We start from the raw sequence: 15,516 nt of genomic DNA, 5'->3' as shown, positions 1-15,516 counted from the left end.
CATGAGTGCTAGGGCCCCTCTCCCGCACGTAACGAGCGTAACGGGACCAGTGCAGCCGATGTCTCAAGCTTTACGTTGTCGCCATTCGAATATTTGCGGACAGTCTTGCACAATGCAGGTCAACCGGGCGAACTGATCCTTATTGATGACTTAGGCCGAGTACAGAAACCTCAGATAAATAGCGGTTTCTAGTTTCAAACTGGCGCAACGCCCAGGTCACGCTGCCAAAGCTTCGTCAGGGTCAAAGCACGCCAAAGCCACCCTTCGAAGATCAGACACGATCTAGTCGACCTGACTTCCCAAGAGCGCACGTCAGCAGAGCTGCTAGCCATCCACAGCGTCCGTGACTTGCCATTTTGGGAGCCGTATGTGTTACGCCTCGGCGACACGTTGGTGTTCTGTTGAAAGAACAACACAGGCTGCTGCAACAATGTCTCTCATTGATTCGATTGACTGCCGGGTGAATGCCGGGTGTGGGGGTAATGGTGGGGTTTTACGTTCGGAAGAGCCTGAAGGCAGGCCCGTTCAGGTTCAATCTGAGCAAGTCCGGGCTCGGTGTGAGCGCCGGTGTTCCAGGTTTTCGAGTTGGTTCCGGTCCTCGTGGCAACTATGTACGTATGGGCGCCGGCGGCGTCTATTATCAGGCTTCAGTCGGTGGTAGGAACCAGCCCGGTCAAGGTTCAAATTTTCCCACACCTGCTGTTTCAGCATCGGCGGATGTGGTCTTTGAGGACCAGCGGGGAATCAGCGTCCAGGCGCTTGCTCCTACATCCTCAGGTGACCTTGTACAGCAGCTAAACGAGGCCGGAAAACGTAAACCACTGACTCGCTGGGTCGTCATCGCCGTCGTGTTCCTGGGCCTGATCACGATGCCTTTTGGCTTTCTTGTGTGGCTGCTCGGTATTCCTGCCATCTGGTGGGTTGTGCAGCGGGACCGTGCCAAACGGTCCGTCGTGATCTTCTATGACGTCAATGACGGACACGCCCGCCAATTTCAGGCGATTCTCGACGCTGGCACTATCTTGGGGCAGTCCCAGAAGATCTGGCGCATTAACGAGGCCGGGGCGTTGCAGTCCGGGCACCAACAAAAGGTCAATGCAGGCGCTTCATCCTTGGTTGGACGGTCCATCGCCGGCTTCAGCCTCATCGGCCCACGGGAGCTGGTGACGAACATTGCCGTACCCGGCCTAACGGCAGATAAGACGTCAATGTATTTCCTGCCGGACCGGATCCTCCTCGCGCATAGCGGCACATTTGCGGACGTCACTTATGACTCGCTGCGTATTCGTCAGCGCTCGACAAACTTCATCGAATCCCCAGGCGCGACTCCTTCGGACGCGGTCCAGGTTGGATCTACGTGGCAATACGTCAACAAAAAGGGCGGTCCGGACCGTCGGTTTAAGAGCAATCCCGTGTTGCCCATCATGAAGTACACGGAGCTGGAGCTCGAAAACGCAAACGGCTTCAGATGGGCCCTCCAAGTATCCAGCGCCGAGGCAGCATCTCGATTCGCCAGAGAACTGGAATCAGCTGCAGACAACGAAGTCTCCATCCCCAGCCATGCCCTCGCCGCTCCAGCGGCACCTCAGCTTAATACGACGCCTTCACCCGCGGTACACGCACTCACCCAAGCACCCCAGGTTCAACCCGAGCCAGCTAATCACCCAGCACCGGCCGTGGCGGTTCCGCGCAAGACACGGTGGTATGGGCCGGAAGAGTCACTGGATCTCGGCAACGGCGTCCGCATCCCTGGCATGGTCTACGCCGGTCAGGAACTCACATCCCCGCGAGGAGGCACTGAGCCGTCCTTGATCAACCCCACCCTCCGGGTTGACTCCCGCAACCCGGACTGGGCAGGCCAATGTCTGAACTACTGGCCCTCCTATGCCGACATCACGCCGGCCGGGCGAGCCGCTTACCTCTCCTGGCTCGCCCAAGGCCGCCGACTTCCAAATACACCGATCGGTTACGTTTTTCTCTTCATGTATGGACTTGAGCGCCGCGTCCTCGTGGACATCGCCAAGCAACCAGAGCTGGCGCCCGAGCTGAGCGGCATCAAAGCGGAGATGTCGGCGCTGCTCGAGGTATACGAGGACTCAAGTGGTTCCTTCCGATCGTACGCATCCCGCTTTGTCGACGTCATCGACTTCATGATGCTGCAGGCTGAGGACGACTCCCCCAAGGTCCCCGCCCTGACAGAATCACGGTGGGACGTACCCCTAGCTCTCCGAGCACACCTTGGCTCCTTCGCCGCCGACGGCAAGGCCATCCCCGCCGAATGGGCGCTGGCATGGGGATGGTTCCACCCTGAAGTCGCCGTCCGCACACCGGCAACCCGCTGCACAGAAGAATTCACACAGCTATTCCGCCTCCGCTACCAACAACGATTCGGCGAAGGATTCACCGTCCGGCCCGGCGCATCTAAAGTGCAGCTCAGCTACACGACGGCCAATTCCCAAATCGGCGGCGCCACCATGACCATGGGTGAAATCGCCGACGTCTTCAACCAGCGTGCACCACAAAAGAAGCTCTCAGCCTTGTTCGATGACGTCACCTCAGAACTGGACGCATACAGTCGCTGGCTCGGCCGCAACACCGACAAAGCAGGAACACTTGCGGCAGCAGCACTACTGCCGAGGGACCTACTCGTCGACGCGGAAGGTCCGGTAGGTGACTTCCGAACCTGGGTTACACAAAAACTCGCAGAACGCCGAAGCGTGGAACTGACAGGTCAGGAGCTCTTCGAACACTGGCCCCCTAACAACGGCCAGAAACTCTCCAAGCCTGAAGCGGTTAACCTGGCGACACTTCTCGACGGCTTCGCCATCGGGCTCGAACCCGACGTACGTTTCGGCGGCACTGCCATCACTCCCGAACTCCCCGTCGTCCTCTTTCACACGGAGCCCGGAAGCCCCCACTCTCCAACACCGTCGTATAGCACCGCCCTGACCATGACGCACCTCGCCGCCGCGGTAATTGCGGCCGACGGCGACATCTCCCCCGCCGAACTGGACCACCTGACTGCCCACATCGAATCTTCCCTGCAACTGACCTCAGCCGAACGCACTCGGCTCCACGCACATCTCCAGTGGCTCGGGGCATCAGAGGTGAAACTCACCGGCCTGACAAAACGGCTCAGCACACTCACCACAACGCAGAAAGCAGCTTTGGGAGACATGCTGGTGACCGTCGCAGCAGCTGACGGACAGATCGCGCCTAGTGAAGTGAGTACCCTGCAGAAGATCTACAAACTTCTGGACTTGGACACCGCCGTCGTCACCAGCCGCCTCCACGCAGCTATGTCCGCACCGAACCCAGCCGCAGCGGGACCGGTCACCGTGCGACAGGCAGGAAAACCTGATCCGGGAGTTCCCATCCCCGCGCCCCTACCGCTGGCAACGCAAGATGCGCCGCCGGCCGACAGTTACCTCCTCGACACATCAACGATCCAAGCAAAGATGGCCGAAACCGCAGAAGTCTCTGCACTTCTTGGTGACATCTTCAGCGAGGACGACCCGGCCTTTGCCGAACAACAGGCACAACCATCCCCCGCACCAAGTCCATCCGTCTCGGCACCGAGCAACCAGCCCAACTCAACCATCAGGGACCTGGATGCATCTCACTCCAACCTCGTCCGCGCACTTGCCGGGGTCACGCAACTCCCCTGGGCTGACTTCGAAGACCTGTCCGCACAGCATGGTCTACTGCCGCAAGGCGCCATGGACGCCGTCAACGAAGCCGCGCTGGACGCCGCTGACGAGCCGCTGCTTGAAGGCGACGAAACCCTCACCATCAACTCGACCGCACTGCAGGAGCTCCTGGCATGACCGTCTCACCTCAGACCACCATCCGACCACGCGAACGTGACGCACTCCTGCAATCACTGCGCGCCGGCGTCGTTCCCAGAATGGGACAACAACACGTACAGGTAGGACGGGTCAACGAAGTCAAAGCACTCCTGTCCGATATCAACAGGATCAACGACGGCGGCTCGGGCAGCCGTTTCATCATCGGAGACTACGGCTCCGGTAAGACGTTCTTCCTACACGTCGTGCGATCCATCGCGCTTCAGCAAAAACTCGTCACCGTCCATGCCGACCTCTCCCCCGACAGGCGCCTTCACGCAACCGGCGGCCAAGCCCGCAGTCTCTACGCCGAACTCATGCGAAACATGGCCACACGAGCCAAACCCGACGGCGGCGCCATGTCCAGCGTCGTGGAGCGATTCGTTTCGCAGGCCCTAACGGAATCCCGGGACACCGGCGCACCTGTCGAGAGCATCATCCGCAGGAGCCTGTCTGAACTCTCCGAGCTCACCGGCGGCTACGACTTCGCCGAAGTCATCGCCAAATACTGGCAAGGACACGACACCGGCAACGAACAACTCAAGTCCGATGCTGTTCGGTGGCTGCGAGGAGAATTCGCCACCCGTACCGACGCTCGAGCAGCCCTTGGCGTCCGAACAATCATCGATGACTCCAACTTCTACGACCAACTCAAGCTTCTCGCACGCTTTGTCCGCCTAGCTGGCTTCGGGGGGATCCTCGTCTGCCTCGACGAGATGGTCAACCTTTACAAGCTGGCCAACACACAAGCTCGAAACTCCAACTACGAACAAATCCTCCGGATACTCAACGACTCCACCCAAGGCAGCGCAGCAAGCCTTGGTTTCATCTTCGGCGGAACACCCGACTTCCTGCTCGACCCCCGCCGCGGCCTCTACTCTTACTCCGCGTTGCAATCACGCCTGGAAGAAAACAGCTACGCCGTCGACGGACTCGTAGACTACTCCGGACCAGTCCTGCGCCTGGCCAGCCTGACGCCGGAAGACTTCTACGTCCTGCTGACCAAACTGCGGCACGTCCAGGCCGCCGGAGACGAATCAGCCTACCTGATCAGCGACGAAGGCATCACCCAGTACATGAACCACTGCGCTCAGCGCATCGGAGACGCGTACTTCCGAACCCCCCGGAACACGATCAAAGGCTTCCTCGACCTGCTGGCGGTGCTAGAACAGAACCCGGACCGCGCCTGGGAGGACGTCGTGACAGGCATCAACATCCAACGGGAGTCCAACCCGGACCTAGCTCCGTTGGCTCCCACCACTGACCCTTCTTCCGTACCCACCCGAACCCGCGATGTTCTCTCTGACCAGAACCCAGCCGACGACCGCCACACAACGAGCGACACCGATGACGAGCTTTCAGTCTTCAAGCTCTAGGGCCTCAGAAGCCCACACAGCGTTCAATCGGCTCCATCGAAGTGTTCAGGCGTGGATTTGGGAACAGAAATGGGAGCATCTGCGCCCTGCCCAGGCCGAAGCGATCGACCCCATCCTCCGCGGCGATACCGACGTCATCATCAGTGCAGCTACCGCCTCAGGCAAAACAGAAGCGGCCTGGCTACCAATCTTGTCGTTCTTAGCCGCGGCTCGGGACAGCGAAACGCTGCCCAATGGGGTGAAGGCACTTTACATCTCCCCCTTAAAGGCCCTGATCAACGATCAATACGGCAGGCTCGAATCCTTGGCCGAAAAAGTGGATATGCCGATTCATCGCCGCCACGGAGACGTAGGCGACAGCGCCCGCCGTGCCCTGAAGGAATCACCCGACGGGCTCCTGCTCATTACCCCGGAATCCTTGGAAGCGATGTTTGTTATCCAAGGGAATCGCCTCCCGGTCATGCTCAGCGGGCTGCAGTACATTGTGATCGACGAATTGCACTCCTTCATCGGCACTGAACGCGGAGCGCAGCTGCAATCGCTGCTGCACCGGGTCGAGCTGGCCATCCGCAGACGGATCCCCCGGATCGGGCTCTCCGCCACCCTCTCCGACCCCTCCATAGCCGCGCGCTTCCTCAGACCAGGTAACGAACAAGCCGTCCACGTGATCGGGGGCCACGACGATGACACGGCGGAGCTCCGCATGCAGCTGCGCGGGTACATCACCAGCGGCGGCGGTGTGTCCGACGGCGAAGATCCCACGGAGGTCGAACCCGACAAGCTGGCAATCGCTGACCACCTATTCCGAAACCTGCGCGGACAAGACAACCTGGTCTTCGCCAATTCGCGAGCCAATGTCGAAACCTACGCCGACCTCCTCAAAAGCATCAGCGACCGTGCGCGGGTCCCGAATGAGTTCTTCCCCCACCACGGCAACCTGTCCAAGGACTTCCGCGAAAACGTTGAGTCCCGGCTACGGTCTGCCGGGACACCAACAACGGCCGTCTGTACCTCCACACTCGAGATGGGCATCGATATAGGTTCCGCCGACGCCGTAGCCCAAGTCGGCGCACCGGGTAGTGTTTCCGCTCTGCGCCAACGTCTGGGAAGGTCAGGCCGACGTGGCAAACCGGCCACCCTTCGCATCTACGTATCGGAACGGCCAGTCGATCAACGGACCCCTCCCGTCGACCAACTCCGTGCCGAGTTGTTCGAAACAGTCGCCACCATCGAACTGCTGTTTGAGAAGTGGTACGAACCACCCAATACCGACGGCCTTCACCTCTCCACGCTGATCCAACAGACTCTCTCCGTGATCGCCCAACACGGCGGCGCGACGGCGGCGGAACTCTACAGCGCCCTCTGTACGGAGGGCCCCTTCAGCCATATTGATCAACCCATGTTCATCCAGTTGCTACGCAGCTTGGGAAACAACGACATCATCGTGCAGTCATCCGATGGCACCCTCCTGGCTGGAACCAAGGGGGAACGGCTCATCAACCACTACAGCTTCTACAGTGCCTTCCACACAGCCGAGGAGTATCGGCTCGTATCCTCGGGCCGCACGCTCGGATCGATCCCCATAGACCAGCCGCTTGTGGAAGGCGGCCTCCTGATCTTCGCCGGACGTCGGTGGCGCATCCTTGACGTCGACATCGCTGGCAAAGTCATCAACCTGACCAAGGCCGGAGGCGGCCGGCCACCGTCCTTCTCAGGTAGTGGCATCCTAATTGCCGACGGCATACGTCAACGGATGAAGCAGCTCTACGAAACTCGGGATGTACCCGTTTACCTCGACGAAGCGGCACGAGCGCTCTTCCAGGAAGGCCGGGCCGCATACGACAGGCTTGGCCTCCGAGAGAGCCCTCTCATCACGTGGGGCGATGACACCATTCTGTTCCCTTGGGCCGGTGACCGGACCTTGAACACACTCCATGTCCTTTTCAGCAGCGAAAACTACGAGTCAACCCTCGACGGTGTGGGGATGACGCTCCGTAAGACATCGCGTGTGCAAGCAGCTACCGCTCTCAAGTATCTGTCTGCCCTCCCCTCACCCGATCCATCTGACCTAGCGAGCAACGTCATGGTCAAAGAGCGCGACAAGCATGATGTATACCTTGACGACCAATTACTCACGCATTCCTACGCGGCCGCAGCGCTCGACGTCGAGACAGCGTGGCCACTTGTCAAACATTTGGCAGAGGCAACCACCAAATTTGCGGAAGACCTGACAAACTACCGGCCAAAATCAGTCGTCACGACGAACACCGAGCCCATGCTTGAACTAGCTGACGGCGGACCATATGCCGTGATCGATGTCGAAACAACCGGATTCTCGCCGCAGCGGGACCGCATTGTCGAAATTGCCATCGTGCATGTCAACGAACAGGGCACCGTTCAGGGCACGTGGTCAACCCTCGTCGACCCTGAGCAAGCAACCGGCCCTAGCCACGTCCATGGAATCACTGCTCAACACGTCCGCGACGCCCCGAGGTTCAAGGACATACTCCCTCACATCCAGCAACAGCTGGCCGGACGAACGGTCGTGGCACACAATGCAGCCTTCGACCTGGGATTTCTCAGATCGGAGTTCCAGCGAGCGGGAGTAATGATCCCGAACTGGCCTCTTGTCTGCACGATGCAACTAACAAAGAGCTACTACCCTGGCGAGAGCGCTTCCCTGGCCGACACCTGCAAACGACTCAACGTCAGAACCGGGAAAACACACACGGCAGCTGCCGACGCCCTCGCAGCGGCTGGAGTACTTTCCTCATACATCGGCAGAGACCCTAAAGTGGCAGCCCGTCGCGTCCAGACAACACCGATGACCACTGACTGACCCGAGCATCACCGATAACGGCCCATATGTAGGGCCTGGAAGCAGCCGGTGCCGGCCCGGCGCAGCCATCCCCCAAACGATGGCACACACCGAAAACCGTGGCAGTTCACGTCATGGCGACGCGCATCAGCCTGCCCATGAATTGGCACAAGCAACAACGCTGTTTGTCATTCTGATATCCCGAACGTCGCTGGACGCTACCCGCCAAATAATGGGTGCTGACGAGGCGGACCCAGTCCCCTGAGTTGCACTTCGGGCCCAATCAGAACGGCTCAGAAGAAGAAGACCAAACGCCCGCGCAAAGGAAAAGGACCATGAATGTGCTAACCATCAAAGACCCAGCTGATCTACTTAGCTTCATCGGCCACACCCTCGGCTTCTGGCCACAGGAAAGCCTCGTCTGCGTTACCCTGAGCCACAACAACGTCGGAGCAACCCTCCGAATCGACCTTCCCCGTCAACCAGGCCAAGAACGGATGTACGCCCGAACCGTCGCCAGCTACCTGACAAGTGACACCGACGCCTCCAGCATTGTGGGCAAAGTCATAGGGTCGTTGCAACGCTCTGATTGATGGAGCGTTTTATGGTCAAGTTGTTCCCCAAGGCTGCGCGTACTGAGTTTCTTGATTTGGTGTGTGCGGGGATGCCTGTTCGTACTGCTGCCCGGCGTGTCGGGGCGGTGCACGCTACCGGGCACAATTGGTGGGTTCAGTCTGGCCTAATGATGACCGTGAACCGGGGTGCTACCGGAGGTCTTGCCGATCCTGCTCCTTCAGTCGGGGGCCCTGGCCGTGCGTTGGGTCTGGAAGAGCGAGGCATGATCCAGATGGGTGTGCGGATGGGCCTCAGTTACGCGAAGATCGGCGCATTGATCGGGCGGGATAAGTCCGTAGTTTGGCGGGAGGTCAAACGCCACACGAGCGCGGACGGGAAGTACTACGCCTCGGTCGCTCACGCCAAAGCGCATCAGGACAGGCGCCGTCCCAAACCCTTCAGGCTGGCCAAGGACGAGGGTTTGTGCCGGCTGATCGGCGTCTGGATGGATGACGGGTGGAGTCCGAAGCTGATCTCCTCGATGTTGGCGTATTACTTCGGTGACGATCAGACTATGCAGGTGAGCCACGAGACGATCTACCAGGCCCTTTACGTCCAAACCCGCGGGAACCTGCGGGCGGACCTGGCCGAAAAGCTCAGCCTGAAACGCAAACAACGCATCCCCCACGGCACTGACCGGCGCGCCAACAGCCCCTATAAAGAGGCCTTCAAGATCAGCCAACGTCCCGCCGAGGTCCAGGACCGGGCAGTGCCCGGGCATTGGGAAGGTGACCTCATCATCGGCGCCAACGGGACAGCGATCGGAACCTTGGTGGAACGCTCAACCCGGTTCACGATCCTGCTGCACCTGCCAGGGGACCACACCGCGGAAACCGTTGCCGCCGCGATGATCCGGGAGATGGCCTCCCTCCCGGATCACCTGCGCCGGTCGATCACCTGGGACCGCGGCACCGAACTGGCCGACTACGCAAAAATCCAGACCGCTCTCGATACGACGATGTACTTCTGCGACCCGCACTCGCCCTGGCAGCGCGGCACCAACGAAAACACCAACCGGCTCCTGCGGTTCTGGTTCGAGAAAGGCACTGACCTTTCAGTGCACACCCCCGAGGACATCCGCCTGGTCGCAGCGAAACTCAACCGCCGCCCCAGACCAACACTGAACCTCGAGACCCCAGCCAACCGGCTAAACCAGCTGCTACAAGCGGCCTAACCCCAGCGTTGCTCCCACCAATTGACTTTGCCGTGTTCGCGCTCTACACCGCGCACAGATCAGAACCCGGGCAGCCGAGACCGCACGCCACTACCATCGCAGCCCTGACCGGAGTTCTCGCAGAAAACAACATCACGATCCGCGACGGTATCTTCGTCGGAAAGGAGACCTACTCCCCTACGACAGTGAACCAGACCAGCAGATCCTCTTGCCCCTTAGCGCAACCGAGTATAGCCACGTCAACGCTGAATTTATCTACCGCGGCAGCAGCATCGCCCCCACCAACCAAATCACGCTGCCGCGGCCACCCCCCAAGCCGATGACGCCGCGGCCGTTGAGAATCGCGTAGCGGAGATCAGCATCTTGCAACCAGACGAAGCCATCGAAAAAGCCCACCAACTCTGGGCAACCCTGCTCGACACCAAGGACTACCCCACCGACGAGGACACCTTGACCCTGATCGCAAACTTCCAATTCCCCACATCCGCGACCAGCTCATGGCAGACATCCCAGGCATCGACGAACCAGCCCACCACATTCTCTTCGCCCAAACGCAAAGCGCACCTCAATGGTCACGCATCGAATGGGCCCAACAACTATTACTCCACGCCTACACCCGCACCAGCCCAGCACATGCAGCCCCAATCCTCACAACCATCGGCTACATCAACTGGTGGGAAGGCAGAGGATCCAAAGCCCACCAATTCCTCCAACTCGCCCTCGACACCGATCCCGGCTATCGCTTCGCCAGACTAAGCGACCAAATGCTCGGCGCAGGCATCATCGCTGGCTGGAACACAAGACGTGAAACGGCATACAAGACTCAACTCGACATGCCATGAGTCTCATCATCTCGGCAAGCGGTTCTGGCCATCCATTGCAAGGGAGTCCAGGATATGACTCCTCGCCATATTTCAACGACGGCTGCAACCTACTTCCACCGAATCTGGGCGAGCGACACACTGCGCTGGGACCTTCTTGCCATTACAGACCACAGCTTCTTTCGGTATGCGGCAGATGGCAACCCCATGCGTCAGTTCAGACGCACCTTTGACGGGACGTCCGACGAGCGATGGCCGATGGTATGAAACACGGACCATGGCGATGCGTCCAGCCCAGCTCTTGGGGCCACGGATTCTTAGAGGCCGAGCTCTTCGAGCACTGGGAGCTTGGCGCGGACCCAGTCGCGTGCCTCGGTGGCGCTGGGGGCGGAAAGAGCCAGGCGTGCAAGTTCCTGCGCCTGCTCCAGCGTGACGGTCTTCAGCACGGTCCCGACCGCGGCCAACGAGCGCGCGGTCATGGACAGTGTGGTGACGCCCAGTCCGGTGAGGACGACAGCGAGAGCCGGGTCCGCGGCGGCCTCACCACAAACGCCGACGGGCTTGGCGGTACCCTCGCGGCCTGAGCTTTCCTGCGTCGCCCCTTCAACCGTGAGCTGCACCAGCCGCAGCACCGCGGGTTGCCACGGAGTGTTCAGGTCCGCGAGGGGGCCCAGCTGGCGGTCGGCGGCCATGGCGTACTGGGTGAGGTCGTTCGTGCCCAGGGACGCGAACCCGACTTCACGCAGCACGGTTGCGGCCGTCAGTGCGGCGGAGGGGACCTCCACCATTACGCCAGGCGTCTGGATTCCGGCAGCTGCGCAGAGCGAGGCAAAGCGTCCTGCCTCGGCGGCCGTGGAGATCATGGGAGCCATGACCCACACGTCAGCCTCGGATTCCGACGCGGCGCGGGCGATCGCCTCGAGCTGGCGTTCCAGGACGCCCGGGGTGGTGAAGTCGGTGCGGTAGCCGCGAACGCCCAGTGCAGGGTTGGGCTCGGTGGCATCCGTGAGGAAGGGGAGGGGCTTGTCGGCGCCGGCGTCCAAGGTGCGCGGCACAACCTTTTTGCTCGGGAACGCGTCAAACACGGCTTTGTAGGCGGCGGCCTGCTCATCCACGGAAGGTTCGGTGTCGCGCTCCAGGAAGCAGAATTCGGTGCGGAACAGGCCAACGCCCTGGGCGCCCAGCTTCGCAGCTGCCACGGCGTCCTTGGCTCCGCCCACGTTGGCGAGGAGCGGGACCAGGTGGCCGTCCGCCGTCGTGCCGTTTCCGTCGAATTCGGCCAGGGTGGCGGAGGTTTCCGCCCAAGCCGTAGCGGCCGCACGGTGCTCGTCCGTAGGTGAAACGGCCAAAACCGGCTGCGCCGTCAACGTAGATCTCGGTTCCATCCGCAATGTCGTCAACACCATGTGCGGCAACGACGGCCGGCAGGCCGAGCGAGCGCGCGATGATCGCCGTGTGGGACTGCGGCCCGCCGCCTGAGGTCACCAGCGCCAGGACAACTGCGGGATTCAGGGTCGCAGTGTCGGCGGGAGCGAGATCCTCGGCTACCAGGATGAAGGGTGTTTCGGAGGACGGGATGCCCGGTGCGGGGACACCCCGGAGTTCAGCGACAATGCGTGCGCGGACATCCAGGACGTCGGTGGCGCGCTCGGCCATGTAGCCGCCCAGGTTGTGCAGCATTTCGGAGACCGATGCGCCGGCTTCCCAGATGGCCCGTTCTGCGGAGGTTCCGGCGTTGACGAGTTTGCCCGCCGACTTCAGCAGCATGGTGTCTTTGGCCATGAGGGCCGTGGCCTCAAGGACGGCTTTGCCGTCGCCGGAGGCGGTGTCCGCGCGCGCCTTGAGCTCGTCATGGACGGCTTGTGCAGCTGTCTTCAAACGCGCGACGGCGTCTTCCGGAGCGACGTCCGCGACCAGGCGTTCCCCCGACGGCGGTTCACTCACCGGCTTGGGCATCTGGCGGACGGAACCGGTGATGCGGCCAGGGCTTACCCCAACTCCTTGGAAACGACCTTGGGAAACGAGGGTGTCTCGCGTCGGAGTTCGTGGGTCTAACCAAAGACATGGAGTGTGCGCAGATACAGATGCTGTCATCGAGGTTCCAATCTTGTGGAGAAGGGTGCGAGTAATGAGGGAAAATCGGATCATTGAGTGGTTCTGGAGGGCACGCAATGACCGGTAAAAGTGACACGGCAGGCCCATAATCGGGGGCCTTAACACGGATTTCAGGTAGCCGCCACGGGTGGCCGTTCTGCCCGAAGATCCCCAGGGCTGCAGTATGAGGGGAACGCGGATCCGTCGCGTTCTTCCAGCGGCCGGACAGTCCCTCTTTCGCTATACAGGAACAACCAAAAATCTGTCGGGTAGTCCACGGGTTCCAGACGATGGTGGCCGTGAGCCGGGGTTGCCTGGGTAAGGAAGAATGCTACGTCCGTTTGTCGGTGGCAGGATGCTCCCATGCGGGTACGTGCGGGTACGTGCGGGTACGTGCAGGTTGGGCTTCGGTCATGGGCATTTCCTCACACGCTGATAGACGTAGTGTCCCCTTGTACACAGCGGTGCCAGGGGCTCCATCTCAGGTGTTGCCGAAAGTTACAATCCCGATGACTGGGCGAATAATCGCTGTCGTCTAACTTACCTGGGATTTGTCGGGCGCATCAGTCATTTTTTGCTGATGCGTCACCATTTAACGTGGAAGTAACATGGGGCGAGATTAATGTTCTCATTGCTAACCGCGAGTGCACGGCAAAGTCATAGGGTCGTTGCAACGCTCTGATTGATGGAGCGTTTTATGGTCAAGTTGTTCCCCAAGGCTGCGCGTACTGAGTTTCTTGATTTGGTGTGTGCGGGGATGCCTGTTCGTACTGCTGCCCGGCGTGTCGGGGCGGTGCACGCTACCGGGCACAATTGGTGGGTTCAGTCTGGCCTAATGATGACCGTGAACCGGGGTGCTACCGGAGGTCTTGCCGATCCTGCTCCTTCAGTCGGGGGCCCTGGCCGTGCGTTGGGTCTGGAAGAGCGAGGCATGATCCAGATGGGTGTGCGGATGGGCCTCAGTTACGCGAAGATCGGCGCATTGATCGGGCGGGATAAGTCCGTAGTTTGGCGGGAGGTCAAACGCCACACGAGCGCGGACGGGAAGTACTACGCCTCGGTCGCTCACGCCAAAGCGCATCAGGACAGGCGCCGTCCCAAACCCTTCAGGCTGGCCAAGGACGAGGGTTTGTGCCGGCTGATCGGCGTCTGGATGGATGACGGGTGGAGTCCGAAGCTGATCTCCTCGATGTTGGCGTATTACTTCGGTGACGATCAGACTATGCAGGTGAGCCACGAGACGATCTACCAGGCCCTTTACGTCCAAACCCGCGGGAACCTGCGGGCGGACCTGGCCGAAAAGCTCAGCCTGAAACGCAAACAACGCATCCCCACGGCACTGACCGGCGCGCCAACAGCCCCTATAAAGAGGCCTTCAAGATCAGCCAACGTCCCGCCGAGGTCCAGGACCGGGCAGTGCCCGGGCATTGGGAAGGTGACCTCATCATCGGCGCCAACGGGACAGCGATCGGAACCTTGGTGGAACGCTCAACCCGGTTCACGATCCTGCTGCACCTGCCAGGGGACCACACCGCGGAAACCGTTGCCGCCGCGATGATCCGGGAGATGGCCTCCCTCCCGGATCACCTGCGCCGGTCGATCACCTGGGACCGCGGCACCGAACTGGCCGACTACGCAAAAATCCAGACCGCTCTCGATACGACGATGTACTTCTGCGACCCGCACTCGCCCTGGCAGCGCGGCACCAACGAAAACACCAACCGGCTCCTGCGGTTCTGGTTCGAGAAAGGCACTGACCTTTCAGTGCACACCCCGAGGACATCCGCCTGGTCGCAGCGAAACTCAACCGCCGCCCCAGACCAACACTGAACCTCGAGACCCCAGCCAACCGGCTAAACCAGCTGCTACAAGCGGCCTAACCCCCAGCGTTGCTCCCACCAATTGACTTTGCCGTGTTCGCGCTCTACACCGCGCACAGATCAGAACCCGGGCAGCCGAGACCGCACGCCACTACCATCGCAGCCCTGACCGGAGTTCTCGCAGAAAACAACATCACGATCCGCGACGGTATCTTCGTCGGAAGGAGACCTACTCCCCTACGACAGTGAACCAGACCAGCAGATCCTCTTGCCCCTTAGCGCAACCGAGTATAGCCACGTCAACGCTGAATTTATCTACCGCGGCAGCAGCATCGCCCCCACCAACCAAATCACGCTGCCGCGGCCACCCCACCAAGCCGATGACGCCGCGGCCGTTGAGAATCGCGTAGCGGAGATCAGCATCTTGCAACCAGACGAAGCCATCGAAAAAGCCCACCAACTCTGGGCAACCCTGCTCGACACCAAGGACTACCCCACCGACGAGGACACCTTGACCCTGATCGCAAACTTCCAATTCCCCACATCCGCGACCAGCTCATGGCAGACATCCCAGGCATCGACGAACCAGCCCACCACATTCTCTTCGCCCAAACGCAAAGCGCACCTCAATGGTCACGCATCGAATGGGCCCAACAACTATTACTCCACGCCTACACCCGCACCAGCCCAGCACATGCAGCCCCAATCCTCACAACCATCGGCTACATCAACTGGTGGGAAGGCAGAGGATCCAAAGCCCACCAATTCCTCCAACTCGCCCTCGACACCGATCCCGGCTATCGCTTCGCCAGACTAAGCGACCAAATGCTCGGCGCAGGCATCATCGCTGGCTGGAACACAAGACGTGAAACGGCATACAAGACTCAACTCGACATGCCATGAGTCTCATCATCTCGGCAAGCGGTTCTGGCCATCCATTGCAAGGGAGTCCA

The 15,516-nt window shown here is 60.6% G+C and carries 7 protein-coding genes and 3 pseudogenes; 9 read left to right on the top strand and 1 reads right to left on the bottom strand.

Features of this window, described 5'->3' with window-relative positions; translation table 11 throughout:
* Positions 1 to 464 precede the first annotated feature (464 nt).
* The 7 genes and pseudogenes from ACNAOU_RS09700 to ACNAOU_RS09670 all read left to right on the top strand — a co-directional run.
* Positions 465 to 581 (top strand): annotated as a pseudogene (locus ACNAOU_RS09700) (DUF4236 domain-containing protein); the annotation flags it as partial.
* Positions 582 to 719: 138 nt separating this feature from the next.
* A complete protein-coding gene (locus ACNAOU_RS09695; RefSeq protein ID WP_422758672.1) occupies positions 720 to 3,827 on the top strand; it encodes a TerB N-terminal domain-containing protein in 3,108 nt (1,035 codons plus the stop codon).
* Complete coding sequence (locus ACNAOU_RS09690) at positions 3,824 to 5,221, top strand: ATP-binding protein (RefSeq protein WP_422758530.1); 1,398 nt, start codon at positions 3,824 to 3,826, stop codon at positions 5,219 to 5,221. The genes ACNAOU_RS09695 and ACNAOU_RS09690 overlap by 4 nt, the downstream gene beginning before the upstream one ends.
* The gene (locus ACNAOU_RS09685) at positions 5,139 to 8,060 is read left to right on the top strand and encodes a DEAD/DEAH box helicase (protein WP_422758529.1); all 2,922 of its coding nucleotides are present in this window, start codon (positions 5,139 to 5,141) and stop codon (positions 8,058 to 8,060) included. Before ACNAOU_RS09690 ends, ACNAOU_RS09685 begins: the two co-directional genes overlap by 83 nt.
* A 314-nt stretch (positions 8,061 to 8,374) precedes the next feature.
* Complete coding sequence (locus ACNAOU_RS09680) at positions 8,375 to 8,632, top strand: DUF4192 family protein (protein ID WP_422758528.1); 258 nt, start codon at positions 8,375 to 8,377, stop codon at positions 8,630 to 8,632.
* 11 nt (positions 8,633 to 8,643) lie between these two features.
* Positions 8,644 to 9,828 carry an IS30 family transposase gene (locus ACNAOU_RS09675; RefSeq protein ID WP_039243563.1) on the top strand — a complete coding sequence of 395 codons (1,185 nt, stop codon included), beginning with the start codon at positions 8,644 to 8,646 and terminating at the stop codon, positions 9,826 to 9,828.
* Between the two features lie 497 nt (positions 9,829 to 10,325).
* Positions 10,326 to 10,670 (top strand): DUF4192 family protein, encoded by a 345-nt coding sequence (locus ACNAOU_RS09670; RefSeq protein WP_422758525.1) that lies wholly within the window; start codon positions 10,326 to 10,328, stop codon positions 10,668 to 10,670.
* Positions 10,671 to 10,966: 296 nt separating this feature from the next.
* Here the strand turns inward: ACNAOU_RS09670 and ptsP are convergent.
* Positions 10,967 to 12,605: pseudogene (gene ptsP, locus ACNAOU_RS09665) on the bottom strand (phosphoenolpyruvate--protein phosphotransferase).
* Between the two features lie 835 nt (positions 12,606 to 13,440).
* Here ptsP and ACNAOU_RS09660 point away from each other — a divergent pair.
* A pseudogene (locus ACNAOU_RS09660) lies at positions 13,441 to 14,623 on the top strand (IS30 family transposase).
* Positions 14,624 to 15,121: 498 nt separating this feature from the next.
* A complete protein-coding gene (locus ACNAOU_RS09655; protein WP_422758525.1) occupies positions 15,122 to 15,466 on the top strand; it encodes a DUF4192 family protein in 345 nt (114 codons plus the stop codon).
* The last annotated feature ends 50 nt before the right edge of the window (positions 15,467 to 15,516 follow it).

Origin of the sequence: Paenarthrobacter sp. C1 (genome assembly GCF_049315185.1) — a bacterium.
GTDB classification, from domain to species: domain Bacteria; phylum Actinomycetota; class Actinomycetes; order Actinomycetales; family Micrococcaceae; genus Arthrobacter; species Arthrobacter nicotinovorans.
The sequence above is the reverse complement of the archived record's forward strand: the minus strand, read 5'-3'. Positions and strand labels throughout refer to the sequence as shown.

What these genes read in the sequence shown, in the direction of transcription:
- ACNAOU_RS09690 (WP_422758530.1), top strand. Translation starts at nt 3,824, where the DNA reads ATGACCGTCTCACCTCAGACCACCATCCGACCACGCGAACGTGACGCA.
- ACNAOU_RS09685 (WP_422758529.1), top strand. Translation starts at nt 5,139, where the DNA reads ATGTTCTCTCTGACCAGAACCCAGCCGACGACCGCCACACAACGAGCG.
- ACNAOU_RS09680 (WP_422758528.1), top strand. Translation starts at nt 8,375, where the DNA reads ATGAATGTGCTAACCATCAAAGACCCAGCTGATCTACTTAGCTTCATC.
- ACNAOU_RS09675 (WP_039243563.1), top strand. Translation starts at nt 8,644, where the DNA reads ATGGTCAAGTTGTTCCCCAAGGCTGCGCGTACTGAGTTTCTTGATTTG.
- ACNAOU_RS09670 (WP_422758525.1), top strand. Translation starts at nt 10,326, where the DNA reads ATGGCAGACATCCCAGGCATCGACGAACCAGCCCACCACATTCTCTTC.
- ACNAOU_RS09655 (WP_422758525.1), top strand. Translation starts at nt 15,122, where the DNA reads ATGGCAGACATCCCAGGCATCGACGAACCAGCCCACCACATTCTCTTC.